Here is a 14,489-nt window from a genome sequence, read left to right as displayed (position 1 = left end):
GAAAAACCGAAATCGTCTCGATCAATTTTTAAATCAGAAAGTTTCACCATTTCCAAATGGCTCCAACCCCCGGTCACGGCATCCTCACCCTCCCTGTCGGGACTTGCCGGAAACTCCACCACACCTGCACGGTGTTAAACAGCACCAGAATCGCCGTTACGATAAACACCCAACGGAATCCGAACAGCGCGGAGGCGCTGGAACCAATCAATGGCCCGATAACATTCCCGAGGTACATAAACGACTGGTTATACCCAAATATCCGGCCGGTCACCTTATCGCTGCTGTATTTCACCAGCAACGCCTGTACCGCTGGCATTAACGCGCCATCGCCGAAGCCGAGCATGAAACGCAGAATGCCGAGCTGTATGGGAGTTTTGATCAGCGCCATCAGACAGAACAGCAGGAAACAAAAGACCAGCGCGGCAATGAGTATCCGGTGCGCGCCGATACGGTCGCCGAGTTTACCCAGTTTGGGCGCGGCGAGTAATGCCGAAACGCCGGGAACGGCAGCAATCACGCCGCTGATAAACGCGATATTGCTGGTATCGGAAGAAAGCTCGCGGATAAACAACGTCAGTATCGGGCTGATAGAGCCGTTAGCCAGCTGGATCATCATGGTGGTGACGAACAGGCTGACAATCAGCCACGGGTAGGGCAGCGTGGTAAACACGGCTTTACCGCTCAGACGGTTAGCCTTGGTGACCGGCACTACGCGCTCTTTGATCAGGAAAAAGGTAATGAGGAAACTGATAAACAACATGCCGCTGGTGACGAAAAACACCGTGCGCAGGCCGAGATGGTCAGCCATAAAGCCGCCCAGCAGCGGGCCGATAATGACGCCGGAAACCTGACCAGTTGAAAGCGTCCCCAGCGCCCAGCCGCTTTTATCGCGCGGCACCTGCGAGGCTACCAGCGCCATTGCATTCGGAATGTAACCGGAGGTCAGCCCCATCAGCGTGCGCAAAATGAAAAGCTGCCAGACGTTCGTCGCAAAGCCCTGCAACATCATGACAATCGCCATGCCCAGTGCGGCGCGCAGGAGCATCAGCTTGCGGCCTTTGCGGTCAGCCAGGCTGCCCCACAGCGGCGCAACAATAGCCGAAACCAGGAAGGTTCCGCTGAATACCAGCCCGGACCACAGGCTCAGGGATTCATGAGACGTAACACCCAGCTGTTCGATGTAAAGCGGTAGAAAAGGCAGGATTTGACTCATCGCCATGCCGGTAAAAAAACACCCGAGCCAGACGGAAATTAAGTTTATTTTCCAGGTTTCCATGTTACAGCGGTGCAGCCTTATGGACAGAAGAATGAAAGTGAAAGAAGCATAGCAAGCTAATCCAGGGATTGGGACGCAAAAAGTGGGAAGCCATTCATCAGCTTTATAATTGATTATCCTGTATCAAAGTTTCGGATTATTGCCGCAGATTATGCCGCCAAAAAGCGTCACAGAAGTTTGCTTTTGTCACGTCCGGTTACAGGCCGCAAGCAGATAACTTCGCGCGGCGCGGCGTTCTGTGCTACTATCCGCACAACTGGCGCACTGCAGTTTGTGCCGAATCCTCGTGGTAATGCCTCATTTGCCTCGTCTGATCATCCACTCTTGAAACTGCACCGAACCCCGTTCGGGTTAGAGTGGACTGGAGCTTTTCCTTATATGTCATTTGATTCCCTCGGCTTAAGTGCCGAAATTTTGCGTGCTGTTGAAGAACAGGGCTATCGTGAACCTACGCCTATTCAGCGTCAGGCTATCCCTGTTGTGCTGGAAGGTCGTGACCTGATGGCGAGCGCGCAGACCGGTACCGGTAAAACCGCTGGTTTTACACTGCCGCTGCTGAACATGCTCAGCCATACCAACGCGCAATTCAAAGGACGTCGCCCGGTTCGTGCGCTGATCCTGACCCCAACCCGTGAGCTGGCGGCGCAGATTGGCGAAAACGTCCAGGCTTACAGCAAATACCTGACCCTGCGTTCGCTGGTCGTATTTGGTGGTGTGAGCATCAACCCGCAGATGTTGAAACTGCGCGGTGGCGTAGATGTTCTGATCGCAACGCCGGGTCGTTTGCTGGATCTGGAACATCAGCGTGCTGTTGATTTATCCCAGGTTGAAATTTTAGTGCTTGATGAAGCCGACCGTATGCTGGACATGGGTTTCATCCACGACATCCGCCGCGTGCTGGCAAAACTGCCTGCCAAGCGTCAGAACCTGCTGTTCTCCGCCACTTTCTCAGATGAGATCAAAGGTCTGGCGAGCAAGCTGCTGACTAACCCGGCTTCTGTTGAAGTCGCGCGTCGTAACACCGCTTCTGAGCAAATTGAACAGACCGTTCACTTTGTTGATAAGAAACGCAAAAAAGAACTGCTGTCCCAGATGATTGGCGAAGGCAACTGGAAACAGGTGCTGGTGTTCAACCGGACGAAACACGGTGCCAACCACCTGGCTGAGCAACTGAATAAAGACGGCATCACCGCCGCTGCGATTCATGGCAATAAAAGTCAGGGCGCGCGTACCCGTGCACTGGCCGATTTCAAAGCCGGTTCAGTCCGTGTACTGGTCGCAACCGATATCGCCGCGCGCGGTCTGGATATCGATATGCTACCGCACGTCGTGAACTACGAACTGCCAAACGTACCGGAAGATTACGTTCACCGTATCGGCCGTACCGGCCGTGCAGAAGCCACCGGGGAAGCGGTTTCTCTGGTGTGCGTTGATGAACATAAACTGCTGCGTGACATCGAGCGTCTGCTGAAGCGTGAAATTCCACGCATCGCACTGCCGGGTTATGAGCCAGATTTGAGCATCAAAGCTGAGCCGATCATCAATGGTCGTCAGGGTAGCGGTGGCGGCGGTCGTGGCGCACCACGTCAGGGCCAGCGTCCGGGCGCACCACGCTCTGGTGCTCCACGTTCAGGCGCTCCGCGTCCGGGCGGTAGTGGTCAGCGTGCGGCAAACGGCACGTCTGAAAACCGCGGTTCCGGCGAAAACCGTCCGGCACGTTCGCGTCCTGCACATGCAGGCCAGCGTCGTACCGGCACCGGCGGCACTGGCAACAAATAAGATTTCTGAATCTTGAATCAACCGCCTTTACCGGCGGTTTTTTTTCGCCTGAAATCCGGCTAACGGATCACATATGCACAGCGGCGCGCGCCCTGCAAAATATGCTCGGTGCGCTCGACGTTTGCCTCCAGCACATCACGGAAAACATCCCGTTCGGCGCGGCAAAAACCCTGACAGGTTGTCGCGGCGGCGCAAATCGGGCAGTGGTTTTCGACAAACAGATAGCTGCCGTCCTCCTGCAATGTCCAGTCCGCCATATACCCTTCGCGGGTGCGGATGGCCGTCAGACGTTGCAGCCTTTCTTCCAGCGAACTTGCGCCACTCATGGCCTGCCGGTAATTTGCCAGCGTCTGGCTTTCCCGCGACGTAATCAACTGGTCCAATGCCGATTCGCCCAACGACGTGCGGATTAGCTGAAGAAGTTGTACCGTCAGATCTGCGTGCGCATCGGGGAAGTGCGCATGCCCTTTGGCGGTCAGTTGCCAGTATTGCGCCGGACGCCCGACGCCCTGCGATATCGCGTTGGCTTCCACCAGGCCGTCTTTTGCCAGCTTCACGAATTGCTGCCGCGCTGCTTCGCCGGTCGTGCCCAGCAGATGACCTGCATCGCTGGCCTGCATTTCCCCGCGGGTTTTCAGCAGCGTCATTAAGCGCTCAGCGACGCTTTGCCGGACGTCGCTTTTATTTTCCAAGTTGTTACTTGACATATTGCCTCGCCGGGTTCTAGATTATGTAAAACATATTCCAAGTTGTTTCTTGTTTTAATCATACCATAATCATAACGCGCTTCAATGTGCAGAAAACACAAACCAAAGGGACGAACAGAAATGTCGGAAAGTCAGAGCGGCTGGAAGGATTTATTCAGTGCTGAAAACCGGGGCAGCGCCATCACCCTGAGCGCCGGTGTCGCGCTTTACGCCACAAACAGCTACATCGTGATCACGATTTTACCTTCTGTCGTGCAGGATATCGGCGGGCTGGCGTGGTATGCGTGGAATACCACGCTGTATGTCGTCTGCTCGATTCTCGGCTCGGCGCTTTCGGCGCGGCTGATGCGGACCGCCGGACCGCGTGGCAGTTATCTCATGGCCACCGGTATTTTCATCGCCGGCGCTGCGATTTGTACCGTTGCGCCGAGTATGCCGGTGCTGCTTATCGGGCGTGCCTTGCAGGGGCTGGGCGGCGGTTTCCTGTTCGCGCTGTCTTACGCGATGATCAACCTTCTTTTTAAAGAGTCTCTCTGGCCCCGCGCGATGGCGCTGATCTCCGCCATGTGGGGGATCGCAACGCTGGTTGGCCCGGCGGTGGGCGGCATTTTTGCTGAACTGCACGCGTGGCGCTGGGCGTTTGGCTTGCTCCTGCCGGTCACATCGTTATTTGGTCTGTGGGTCTGGCGGATCCTGCCAAAATCTCAGCGCGATAAACAGCCGGAAGAGCCGCTGCCGCTGATGCAACTGGCGCTGCTGACCGGCGCGGTGCTGGTGGTTTCGGCGGGCAGCTTGTCTTCGCACGGCCTGGTGAATTTGCTCGGGTTTGTGATTGCGGTCGTGATGATGCTTATCCTGCGCCACCGCGAATTTACCGCCGACGTCAGGCTGTTGCCGCGTAATGCGCTGCGCCGCTCATCGCCGCTTTATGGTCTGTATCTGGTGATGTCACTGCTGATTATCGGGCTGGGCTGCGAACTGTTTGTGCCTTATTTGCTGCAACATCTTCACGGGCAGACGCCGCTTGCCGCCGGATATATCACGGCTGCCGCTGCGGCGGGCTGGACATTAAGCGAAGTGGCCAGCTCAGGCTGGACAGGGCGTCGGGCGGATAACGCGATTGTTTCCGGTCCGCTGATTCTGGCTATCGGTTTGCTGTTATTGCTGTTCACCGTACCGGTCGCTTTTGGTGTGCCGTGGCTGAATATCAGCGGTGTTGTGCTCGGGCTGACGCTGGCCGGTTTTGGTATCGGGCTGGGCTGGCCGCATCTGCTGACCCGCGTGCTGCAACAGGCACCGGAAGAAGATCGCGAAAAAGCCGGAGCGTCGATCACTGTCGTGCAGTCTTTCGCCGCTGCCCTTGGCGCGGCACTGGCCGGAACGGTCGCTAACTTCTCCGGCGTGAATCAGGGCGATACGGGCGCTGCCCACGCCGCATTCTGGATGTTCCTGCTGTTTGCTGTCCCGGCGTTTCTGGCGGTGTGGATTGCCCTGCGTTCCGTCAGGGCGCGGCAAAGAAATACCGGCGTGAATGAAACGTTAAACACCGATTTGTCACAGGGATAATTGCCCGAAGGCGAGCCTTGCGGTAATCTTGCGCGTCATTTTTAAGGGTTGAACTGCGATGCGCGTATTACTGGCTCCGATGGAAGGTGTGCTTGATCCTCTGGTTCGTGAACTTCTCAGTGAAGTGAACGACTACGATTTGTGCATCACCGAGTTTGTACGTGTGGTGGATCAACTGCTTCCCGTCAAAGTCTTCCATCGCCTGTGCCCGGAATTACTGCACGACAGCCGCACGCCGTCAGGCACGCGCGTACGTGTGCAGCTTCTCGGGCAATATCCTGAATGGCTGGCAGAAAACGCCGCCCGCGCCACTGAACTGGGTTCTTTTGGCGTCGATCTCAACTGCGGCTGCCCGTCGAAAATGGTTAACGGCAGCGGCGGAGGTGCGACGCTACTCAAAGACCCTGAGCTGATTTATCAGGGCGCAAAAGCCATGCGGGCTGCGGTTCCTGCGCATTTACCGGTGACGGTAAAAGTACGTCTGGGGTGGGATTCTCTTGAACGTAGTTTTGAAATTGCCGACGCGGTACAGCATGCGGGCGCGACAGAACTCACCGTACACGGACGCACCAAAGAAGACGGTTACAAGCCTGAGCGGATTAACTGGCAGGCGATTGGCGAAATCCGCCAGCGGCTGAGTATTCCGGTGATCGCCAACGGTGAAATCTGGGATTACGCCAGCGCGCAGGCCTGTATGCAAACGACCGGTTGTGATGCAGTTATGATCGGGCGCGGCGCACTGAATATTCCCAATCTCAGCCGCGTGGTGAAATACAACGAATCGCGAATGCCGTGGGCGGATGTGATGACGCTCTTGCAGAAATACACCCGTCTGGAAAAGCAGGGCGATACCGGTTTGTATCATGTTGCGCGTATCAAACAGTGGCTGAGTTATCTGCGTAAAGAGTACGAAGAGGCAACCGAGTTATTTACTGAAGTGCGCGTGCTGAAGACGTCGAAGGAAATTGCCGGACGCATTAACCGGTGACCTGAATCCATGTCTTCTCCACGCGGCAACGCTTAAAAATGGAGGAGTATCATGGACAATAAAGACATCGGCCTGAGCCACATTGCTTTTGCCGTTAAAGATCTCGACGCCAGTATCGCTTTCTATCAGCAATTCGCCGGAATGAAAGTCATCCACCGGCGCGGTGAAAAAGGCACCCACGCCCGGCCTGTGGCCTGGCTCAGCGATATGACCCGCCACTTTGCCCTCGTTCTGGCAGAAGACCCGCAATCCACCGACACTAAACTTGGCCCGTTCGGGCATCTCGGTGTTGCCTGCGCCTCGAAAGAAGCGATGGATGTCAAACTCGCCGAAGCGCGCGACGCGGGTGTTTTACGTCAGGAACCGACAGATTCCGGTGCGCCTGTCGGCTATTGGGCTTTTCTGGATGACCCGGATGGAAATACGCTCGAACTTTCTTACGGGCAGGAAATCGGTTATTTAATCGGCCATCAGTAATATTCAGATAATCTAAAAAATAAAACGGGCCGGGCGTTGAAACCCTGCCCGTCGTCGTTTGACTTCGCTCTCATCCTACGCAAGTGTTCACTAACTCGCCATTGCACGGCCTGCGTGTGGTTGTGACAGACTTTGTGACAAATAGATTTGAAAATTGCGAGTGCCAATCCTATTCGCGTCACTTATAATTCCGCCGCTGTCCCGACATAACTTCATGACAACTTTCTTAAATACAGAGCAATGCATGTGAAAATCCGTCTTCTGGTTCTGAGCTTATTCGCCTTAAATACAGGCATGTTGTCTGCACCTGCCGCATTCGCTGCAAAGCACGAGCAGGCGGTCGCCCCTATTGTTCAAATTGCTTCCGGCAGCGCCATGGTGGTGGATCTTAAAAGCCACGAAGTGATTTATTCCCGAAATCCGGATGAGGTGAGGCCGATTGCCTCCCTGACCAAACTGATGACCGCGATGGTAACGTTGGATGCGAATCTGCCGCTGGATGAAGTGATCAACGTTGATATCAGCAATACGCCTGAAATGCGTGGTGTATTTTCCCGCGTAAAACTCAACAGCGAAATTACCCGCCGCCAGATGATTCAACTGGCGCTGATGTCTTCCGAAAACCGTGCCGCCGCCAGCCTGGCCGCGCACTATCCTGGCGGCTACACAGCATTTATCAATGCGATGAATGCCAAAGCCAAATCTCTCGGGATGACGCGTACGCATTACGCTGAGCCGACCGGGCTTTCGCCACGCAACGTCTCCACTGCGCGTGATTTAACGCGTCTGCTGCTGGCTTCCCAGCGTTATCCGCTCATCGGCCAGCTCAGCACAACAGCCGAAAAAACGGCGGTCTTCAGCCATCCCGCCTACGCGCTGCCTTTTCGCAATACGAACCATCTGATCATGAACCCGTCGTGGAGCATTCAGCTGACGAAAACCGGTTATACCGATATCGCCGGGCATTGTCTGGCGATGCGTACCACCATTAACGGCAAGCCGGTCACGCTGGTCGTGATGGATGCGTTCGGGAAATTTACCGCCTTTGCAGATGCGAACCGTCTGCGCACCTGGATGGAAACCGGCAAAACCGTGCCAGTTCCGCAGATTGCGAAGAACTACCGTAAGCAGAAAGAGCAGCAGAAATCTCAGCCATCGATAGAAGAAGCTGACGATTGATCTAAAACGAAAAAGTCCGGCGCAGGTGCCGGACTTTTGTTTTGTGCAGGAACAGACAACGATGCTTAGAAAATCAGTTTAAACACCCCTGTCAGGGTCAGTAAGCCGACGATAAAGATGATGGCGATGATCCACAGAATAATTTTCATGTTTTCTCCTTATCACACCCTTTTGTCGTCATCAGCTAAGCTGGCTAAGCCAATGATTATTCACCTTCAGTATAGCTAATCCTATCATTTGCGCTTTTTCACCAGACTTAAACGGCAACGATCGCTCTCAGGCCGCATTCCGGGCTGGTGAAAGGTTTACCCCTTTGCGTGAACTGCGCCGCGCCGGTCATCGATGCCTGAGCCAGCACAACGGCGGCTGTACCCTCTGCGAATGCTGCGTCAGCCGCAGCGGCGACCGTCTGCAAATACCCTGCTAAATCGCCCTGCTTAAACTTTTCCCAGGCTCCGGCCACCAGACGCATTTCCAGTACGGCGTCGGGGTGTTTTTTCGTCTGTCTGAATAGCTGTTCAGTGGGCCCGAGCGTGGTTTCCACCGCACATAACACCACCACTTTTCCGGCCGTTTTCATCGCTGCTTCGGCCAGCGCCTGATCAACGCGCAAAACCGGCACCTGCGCGCTTTCTGCTGCGGCTTCAGCGGCAGCGCCGAGTGTTGAGCAGGTGAGCAAAACACGGTCGGACTCACGGCTCAGGTCGCGTAACACCTTCGCCGTTTGTTCAAGAATTTCCGGCGTCAGCCCGCCTGCCTGTTCTGCGGCAGCCAGTAAATCCGGACGGGAAATATGGCGGAACTCATGGTGATCTAACCCCAGCTTCTGTGCTGCATTTTCAAAAACCGCGATGTTGCTGTCTGCTGTGTGTAAACAGGTGATGCGCATGGACGTCTCCGGAAGGTGTGATGACTCTACGTTAACGATTTTTCCTTTCCCCGTAGAGGCTTTTCTGCCTGTAAAAATTTGTTAATGAGTGTGCTAACAAAAACCTGAGCGCTTTACCAAGAGTACCCGTAACGGAGCCGCGTAAGCGGCTCTTTTATTTGGTATTTATTCATTTTATCAATGCAATTCCATAAGACATAGATTCATAAATAATCACGCCTTGAACGAGAAAGAAATTGATTTGAGGTGTTTATTTATACAGTGCAGACTGCCCGCAGATTAAGGATGCCTAAACAAGGATTAGCTTACGTGAGGGACAACACATCATGTTTCAGCTCAGGATGCCAGATTGCTGGCCAGTCAACCCAATGCTGTATCTGCCCGGTGCCCTGACAGTGCCGGAAGACTTTAAGGGAGAATGGATTATGGAAGCGTTAATGCAAAGCCAGATTAACAGTATCGAAAAGCAGGGAATCAAAAACGGGGAGGAAATCGCGAGCCTTAATTTGCGGGTGGGAAAGGTTGAACAGCAAGTTGTTCAGCTGGCCGAGGTCGTTACAGATACCCATCTCCGTGTCGGAAAACTCGAACACCAGATGGTCACGCTCACCGATGCGGTGACGGACATCGGCGTTCGCGTGGGGAAAACGGAGGAAAGTATTGTTCGTATCGATAAGCATCTGGTCAGGATCGACGAGCATCTGGTGCAAATTGACGATCATCTTGTTCTCATTGATAAGAAATTTGACCTGGTAGATGAGCGCTTTAACAAAATGGATCTGCGTTTCGATAAAATGGATGCACGATTTAATTCCGTTGAGTCGCAGCTGGCGGTTATTCAGTCGAATTACATGACCAAGGATATGTTCCACCTCTATATTTCAAAACAGACCCATTGGATCATGGGCATGATGGTGGCACTGGCTGGGGTGGTGTTCACCGCAGCCCGTTATATCCACTGACCTTTTCGGGAAACCCCGTTCTCCGGCATCAACATCCTCTGCCACAGTGGGGTGTTGTGCCGCCAGCAAACCGCCCAATAACGACTATAATATACACAGGCTGCCACCTTCTCCTTGCCCTTGTGACCTTTATCAAACTGGCATTCCCGAAGGGTTTATCATCGTACGCCGCTGGCGGCTTTCGGCGCACAAGGGGGTGTTTCATGGCAAATCATATCTGGGGACTGTTATCTCATCCGGGTCCCGAATTGCAGCAAATCCAGCGTGAACGGGAAACCGTTTCACATGTTTATTCCCACCATGTTTTTCTGATGGCGCTGATTCCGGTTGTCTGTTCCTTTATCGGGACAACGCAGCTGGGCTGGAATTTCGGTGACGGCCAGAAGCTGATGGTTTCCATGTTCACCGCGTCCTACATCGCTGTAATCTTCTATGTTCTGATGCTCGCCGCCGTTGCACTGATGGGGCGAATTATCTACTGGATGGCGCGTCGTTATGACAGCCGCCCGACACTCAACAGTTGTATTGTGTTTGCCGGTTACGTTGCCACACCGATGTTCCTCAGCGGGATCGTTGCGCTTTATCCGATGGTCTGGTTATGCCTGTTTGTCGGGCTGATTGGCCTTTGCTACAGCGGATATCTGCTGTACCTCGGTATTCCAAACTTCCTCAACATTGACCACCGCGAGGGGTTCCTGTTCTCCAGCTCGACGCTGGCGATGGGAGTTCTGGTTCTTGAGTTGTTACTCGCACTGACCGTGTTGATGTGGGGTTATGGAACGAAATTGTTCTAACCAATGAGATGAGGTCGGAGTGACGTAGTATCCCTCCCCTGAAAAGGGGAGGGTTGGTCAGAGACACTTCGCAACGTTATTCCTGCCAGTTTTTCAGCTTACTGGTTTTCCCGATCCCAGGGTTAAAACTGTTGGTCGGGTCGGACTGCCGGTAAAATTCCTTAAGATGCGGTTTCGCAACATAGAGATGTCCGACGTTGTGTTCCGCCGGATATTCAGCGCCTTTTGCATCCAGCAATTCGAGCATGCGGTGTTTCAGCGCCTTGCTGTTCACACCTTTTTTAACAATGTAATCCTGATGGAAAACGTGGCACATAAAGTGGCCGTAATAGAGTTTTGCTACCAGCTGATTATCAATATCTTCCGGCAACGTTTCAAACCAGTCGCGATCGTTGCGGCGCAGTGCGATATCGAGCGCCAGAATGTCTTCGACTTCTTTCTCATGCACGGCGTGATAACGAATGGCGGCACCCGCCGCAGCGAAGCGGTGCAGGAAGGCCTTTTTGCCCTCGTCGGCTGAACAGATAAAGAAGTCACCCTGATTTTCGCTGAAGAAACGGGTCAGAAACGTTCTGGCCTCATCTATCCCGGGGCCTGACATTTTTAGCAATAAGTGATGCTCAAACCGGTCGCGATATTGCTTCATGCGGGGCGGTAAATGGTTTGGCAGCGCTTTACTCAGACACTGCATTACGCGGTCGCTGAAGTGTTTCGGCAGGAAAGGCACTTTGCTGGCGTGAGCGTCAAACTTCCCTTTGGCGGTAAACATGTCCGGCATTTTGTCGGTGCCGAGTTTGTCGATCATCAGGAACGTATCTTTGCCGTACACTTCGGTGATATCGAAAATATCCCGGTGCATGTATTCGCCTGCAACCGGCAGGTTCGTGAAATCCCGCAGGATCTGGCGACGTAATTCGGTCAGCACCGCCGTGTCGTTGGTGCCGATATAGAAAACCTGTTGCTGGGTTTCTGCCGGGAAAGTATCGAGGCGGACGGCGAAAACGGCCAGTTTCCCGGCACAGCCCGAGGCTTCAAACAGACGGCGCTCATCGGCGTTAAAGCGTGACGGCGTATCGGCATCCACTTCGCGGACACGCGCCGCATAATCATGGTCGGAAGCCAGTCGCTGGTCATGCAGAATATCGGCTTCGAGATAATCGCCTTTTTCCAGCCGCGTCAGGATCTCTTCCGGCGTCTCACCCAGATTGATCCCCAGATGGTTTACCAGCCGCAATTCTCCCAGCGCATCAATCTGCGCATACAGCGCCATTTCCGTATAAGCCGGGCCGCGTTTCACCAGTGAGCCACCGGAGTTGTTGCAAATTCCGCCGACGACGGAGGCACCAATACAGGATGAACCGATGACTGAATGTGGTTCGCGGTTATAAGGCTTGAGGATTTTTTCCAGTTTATACAACGTGCTGCCGGGGAAACCGATCACCTGATGGCCGCCGTCGAGCAGTTGGATCTGATCGAGTTTAAGGGTGCTGAAAATGACGATGTCGCGGTCGTAATCGTCGCCGCTGGGCGTTGAACCCTCCGTCAGCCCGGTGTTGGCGGCCTGCATGATGACAATTTTGTCGGCGGCGATGCAGGCTTTAAGCAGTTGCCATTGTTGCAGTAATGTTTGCGGGAATACCACCGCCAGTGCCTTGCCACCGCCGGAGCGGAACCCTTTGCGGTAGCGCTCGGTATTGCTGTCGCCAGTGAGGACGTGGCGGCTTCCGGCGATGTCTTTCAGCGTGGTGATGAGTGACTGGTTATCCATTTCATCTTCCTTTTTTGACGTAGGCTCTGCAATCATAGACTTAAATGCCAGAGAACAGGCTACAGATCATTCAGGATAAATACCGAGGGATTCCTCTTAAGTTGCTACATTTTTGTCATACGCAGTCCACTAAATCGTCATTGATGTGTCACAAAACTCGCGCTTAATGAACGCCAGATAACGAAAGCAACCGAGAGACAGCATCATGGCGCAAGCTCAACTTAAGCTGGCACAGGCTGAATATCCTCAGGCCGGGCCGCAACATCTGAACAAAGTACTGGACGTTAAAGGCCTGGTGAAATCCTATAAATCAGGTCAGCGTGTTCTTAATGACATCAATTTCGATCTTCACGCCGGTGAATTTGTTGCGGTCATTGGCCGTTCCGGTGCGGGTAAATCGACGTTGCTGCACGTCCTTAACGGTACGATCCCGTTAACCGACGGCAGCGTGGTGTGTCATTATGAAAACGGTGAGCAGCAGCAACTGGCAGGCCTGACCGGCAAACCGCTGCGTCGCTGGCGTTCAGGTTGCGGCATGATTTTCCAGGATTTCTGTCTGGTTCCGCGTCTGGACGTACTGACTAACGTGCTGCTCGGGCGTCTCAGCCATACCTCTACGTTCAAATCTTTCTTCAACCAGTTTGATGATGAAGACCGCGCCCGCGCCATATCACTGCTGGAATGGTTGCACATGTTGCCGCATGCGCTGCAACGTGCTGAAAATCTTTCCGGTGGCCAGATGCAGCGCGTGGCGATTTGTCGTGCCCTGATGCAAAATCCGAAAATATTGCTGGCGGACGAACCGGTGGCTTCGCTGGATCCTAAAAATACCCTGCGCATCATGAATGCCCTGAAAAAGGTCAGCGAAGAGAACATCGCGGTGATGGTTAACCTGCATTCCGTCGAGCTGGTGAAAGATTACTGCACCCGCGTTATCGGTATTGCGAAAGGGCAGATTATCTTTGACGGGCATCCGGAACAATTAACCGACGGGATCTTGCAGCAGTTATATGGCGAAGAACACGAAGCCATAAACAGTTAAACAAAAACGTTATTAATTTTGCAGTGCTTATTTCTACTTTCTCTCAATCTACACAAGGTCATCATTAAATGAAGAAGTTATTACGTCTGGCGGTCTTTGTTGCAGGTTCCCTTACCGCAATGCACAGCATGGCAGAAGATGCCCCTAAAGAATTGAATTTAGGTATTTTGGGTGGACAGAACGCCACTCAGCAAATCGGTGATAATCAGTGTGTAAAAGATTTCTTTGATAAAGAATTAAATGTGGATACTAAACTGCGTAATTCATCCGATTACTCAGGTGTGATTCAGGGGTTATTAGGCAAGAAAGTCGATATGGTATTAAGCATGTCGCCTTCATCTTTCGCGTCTGTATATATTAATAACCCGAAAGCGGTGGATCTGGTCGGTATCGTGATTGATGACACCGACAAATCTCGCGGTTATCACTCCGTTGTCGTGGTAAAAGCGGACAGCCCGTACCAGAAATTGTCTGACCTGAAAGGCAAATCCTTTGGCTTTGCTGACCCGGATTCCACTTCCGGTTACCTGATCCCGAACCAGACATTCAAGAAAGAGTTTGGTGGTAACACGGATAACAAATACAACAACTTCTTCTCCAGCGTCACCTTCTCCGGCGGCCACGAGCAGGACATCCTCGGCGTACTGAACGGTCAGTTTGAAGGCGCGGTGACCTGGACTTCCATGATTGGTGACCGCGAAACCGGTTATACCTCCGGTGCGTTCAACCGTATGATCCGCATGGACCATCCGGATCTGATGAAGAAAATTCGTATTATCTGGGAATCTCCGTTAATTCCTAACGGCCCGATTTTGGTTCGCAGCGATTTGCCACCGGCATTTAAAGCGAAACTGGTTTCAGCCATTAAGAAACTGGATAAAGACGATCATGCGTGCTTCGTGAAAGCCGTTGGCGGTAAACAGCATATCGGCGAAACGTCGCTGGCGGAATATCAGCAGATTATTGATATGAAGCGTGAATTGACGAAGGGTGGCCGCTAAGTCTTAGCTCCCTCCCCTGCGAAGGGGAGGGTTGGGGTGGGGTATTAATGGCAATTCA

At 53.3% G+C, this 14,489-nt stretch carries 14 protein-coding genes; 9 read left to right on the top strand and 5 right to left on the bottom strand.

The features are described 5' to 3' along the window. Nucleotides 1–73: 73 nt before the first annotated feature. Nucleotides 74–1,279, bottom strand: a complete 1,206-nt coding sequence (mdtG, locus tag ACM5QY_RS20510; RefSeq protein WP_416122455.1) for a multidrug efflux MFS transporter MdtG — start codon at nucleotides 1,277–1,279, stop codon at nucleotides 74–76. A gap of 378 nt (nucleotides 1,280–1,657) precedes the next feature. Here mdtG and rhlE point away from each other — a divergent pair, with 378 nt between their 5' ends. Then, entirely contained in the window at nucleotides 1,658–3,058 is a 1,401-nt protein-coding gene (rhlE, locus tag ACM5QY_RS20505; RefSeq protein ID WP_104922819.1) for an ATP-dependent RNA helicase RhlE, read from the top strand. Between the two features lie 59 nt (nucleotides 3,059–3,117). On the opposite strand, the gene ACM5QY_RS20500 is transcribed toward rhlE, so the two are convergent. Further along, the gene (locus tag ACM5QY_RS20500) at nucleotides 3,118–3,765 is read right to left on the bottom strand and encodes a helix-turn-helix transcriptional regulator (RefSeq protein WP_416122454.1); all 648 of its coding nucleotides are present in this window, start codon (nucleotides 3,763–3,765) and stop codon (nucleotides 3,118–3,120) included. Between the two features lie 120 nt (nucleotides 3,766–3,885). Between ACM5QY_RS20500 and ACM5QY_RS20495 the strand changes: the two genes are divergently transcribed. From ACM5QY_RS20495 to pbpG, 4 genes are all read left to right on the top strand, one after another. After that, on the top strand, nucleotides 3,886–5,331 hold the full coding sequence (locus ACM5QY_RS20495) for an MFS transporter (protein ID WP_416122453.1): 1,446 nt from the start codon (nucleotides 3,886–3,888) through the stop codon (nucleotides 5,329–5,331). A 58-nt stretch (nucleotides 5,332–5,389) separates the two neighbouring features. Beyond that, nucleotides 5,390–6,319: a tRNA dihydrouridine(16) synthase DusC gene (gene dusC, locus ACM5QY_RS20490; RefSeq protein WP_416122452.1), complete on the top strand. Its 930-nt coding sequence runs from the start codon at nucleotides 5,390–5,392 to the stop codon at nucleotides 6,317–6,319. A gap of 51 nt (nucleotides 6,320–6,370) precedes the next feature. Beyond that, entirely contained in the window at nucleotides 6,371–6,796 is a 426-nt protein-coding gene (locus ACM5QY_RS20485; protein WP_416122451.1) for a VOC family protein, read from the top strand. Nucleotides 6,797–7,036: 240 nt separating this feature from the next. Continuing rightward, complete coding sequence (pbpG, locus tag ACM5QY_RS20480) at nucleotides 7,037–7,975, top strand: D-alanyl-D-alanine endopeptidase (protein WP_416122450.1); 939 nt, start codon at nucleotides 7,037–7,039, stop codon at nucleotides 7,973–7,975. A gap of 65 nt (nucleotides 7,976–8,040) precedes the next feature. On the opposite strand, the gene ACM5QY_RS26515 is transcribed toward pbpG, so the two are convergent. Together ACM5QY_RS26515 and ACM5QY_RS20475 are read right to left on the bottom strand one after the other, a co-directional pair. Further along, on the bottom strand, nucleotides 8,041–8,124 hold the full coding sequence (locus tag ACM5QY_RS26515) for a small membrane protein YohP (RefSeq protein WP_019105993.1): 84 nt from the start codon (nucleotides 8,122–8,124) through the stop codon (nucleotides 8,041–8,043). Nucleotides 8,125–8,231: 107 nt separating this feature from the next. Further along, nucleotides 8,232–8,864, bottom strand: coding sequence for an aspartate/glutamate racemase family protein (locus ACM5QY_RS20475; RefSeq protein WP_416122449.1), 633 nt, complete (start codon nucleotides 8,862–8,864; stop codon nucleotides 8,232–8,234). A 326-nt stretch (nucleotides 8,865–9,190) separates the two neighbouring features. Here ACM5QY_RS20475 and ACM5QY_RS20470 point away from each other — a divergent pair, with 326 nt between their 5' ends. Next, nucleotides 9,191–9,826 carry a hypothetical protein gene (locus tag ACM5QY_RS20470; protein WP_416122448.1) on the top strand — a complete coding sequence of 212 codons (636 nt, stop codon included), beginning with the start codon at nucleotides 9,191–9,193 and terminating at the stop codon, nucleotides 9,824–9,826. Nucleotides 9,827–10,029: 203 nt separating this feature from the next. Continuing rightward, the gene (locus ACM5QY_RS20465; RefSeq protein ID WP_416122447.1) at nucleotides 10,030–10,620 is read left to right on the top strand and encodes a Yip1 family protein; all 591 of its coding nucleotides are present in this window, start codon (nucleotides 10,030–10,032) and stop codon (nucleotides 10,618–10,620) included. Between the two features lie 76 nt (nucleotides 10,621–10,696). Here ACM5QY_RS20465 and dld read toward each other — a convergent pair whose 3' ends face one another. Beyond that, nucleotides 10,697–12,388, bottom strand: a complete 1,692-nt coding sequence (gene dld, locus ACM5QY_RS20460; RefSeq protein WP_416122446.1) for a D-lactate dehydrogenase — start codon at nucleotides 12,386–12,388, stop codon at nucleotides 10,697–10,699. A gap of 205 nt (nucleotides 12,389–12,593) precedes the next feature. On the opposite strand from dld, the gene phnC reads away from it, so the two are divergent. Beyond that, on the top strand, nucleotides 12,594–13,430 hold the full coding sequence (gene phnC / locus ACM5QY_RS20455; RefSeq protein WP_416122445.1) for a phosphonate ABC transporter ATP-binding protein: 837 nt from the start codon (nucleotides 12,594–12,596) through the stop codon (nucleotides 13,428–13,430). A 68-nt stretch (nucleotides 13,431–13,498) separates the two neighbouring features. Then, nucleotides 13,499–14,431: a phosphonate ABC transporter substrate-binding protein gene (gene phnD, locus ACM5QY_RS20450; RefSeq protein ID WP_416122444.1), complete on the top strand. Its 933-nt coding sequence runs from the start codon at nucleotides 13,499–13,501 to the stop codon at nucleotides 14,429–14,431. The last annotated feature ends 58 nt before the right edge of the window (nucleotides 14,432–14,489 follow it).

It is taken from the genome of Rahnella sp. PCH160 (assembly GCF_047784855.1).
Taxonomy (GTDB): Bacteria; Pseudomonadota; Gammaproteobacteria; order Enterobacterales; family Enterobacteriaceae; genus Rahnella.
Note: the sequence above shows the minus strand (reverse complement) of the source record. Positions and strands in the feature narration are given on the sequence as shown.

Bases quoted from the DNA above. Each gene is read 5' to 3' on its own strand.
- mdtG (WP_416122455.1), bottom strand. From the start codon at position 1,279: ATGGAAACCTGGAAAATAAACTTAATTTCCGTCTGGCTCGGGTGTTTT.
- rhlE (WP_104922819.1), top strand. From the start codon at position 1,658: ATGTCATTTGATTCCCTCGGCTTAAGTGCCGAAATTTTGCGTGCTGTT.
- ACM5QY_RS20500 (WP_416122454.1), bottom strand. From the start codon at position 3,765: ATGTCAAGTAACAACTTGGAAAATAAAAGCGACGTCCGGCAAAGCGTC.
- ACM5QY_RS20495 (WP_416122453.1), top strand. From the start codon at position 3,886: ATGTCGGAAAGTCAGAGCGGCTGGAAGGATTTATTCAGTGCTGAAAAC.
- dusC (WP_416122452.1), top strand. From the start codon at position 5,390: ATGCGCGTATTACTGGCTCCGATGGAAGGTGTGCTTGATCCTCTGGTT.
- ACM5QY_RS20485 (WP_416122451.1), top strand. From the start codon at position 6,371: ATGGACAATAAAGACATCGGCCTGAGCCACATTGCTTTTGCCGTTAAA.
- pbpG (WP_416122450.1), top strand. From the start codon at position 7,037: ATGCATGTGAAAATCCGTCTTCTGGTTCTGAGCTTATTCGCCTTAAAT.
- ACM5QY_RS26515 (WP_019105993.1), bottom strand. From the start codon at position 8,124: ATGAAAATTATTCTGTGGATCATCGCCATCATCTTTATCGTCGGCTTA.
- ACM5QY_RS20475 (WP_416122449.1), bottom strand. From the start codon at position 8,864: ATGCGCATCACCTGTTTACACACAGCAGACAGCAACATCGCGGTTTTT.
- ACM5QY_RS20470 (WP_416122448.1), top strand. From the start codon at position 9,191: ATGTTTCAGCTCAGGATGCCAGATTGCTGGCCAGTCAACCCAATGCTG.
- ACM5QY_RS20465 (WP_416122447.1), top strand. From the start codon at position 10,030: ATGGCAAATCATATCTGGGGACTGTTATCTCATCCGGGTCCCGAATTG.
- dld (WP_416122446.1), bottom strand. From the start codon at position 12,388: ATGGATAACCAGTCACTCATCACCACGCTGAAAGACATCGCCGGAAGC.
- phnC (WP_416122445.1), top strand. From the start codon at position 12,594: ATGGCGCAAGCTCAACTTAAGCTGGCACAGGCTGAATATCCTCAGGCC.
- phnD (WP_416122444.1), top strand. From the start codon at position 13,499: ATGAAGAAGTTATTACGTCTGGCGGTCTTTGTTGCAGGTTCCCTTACC.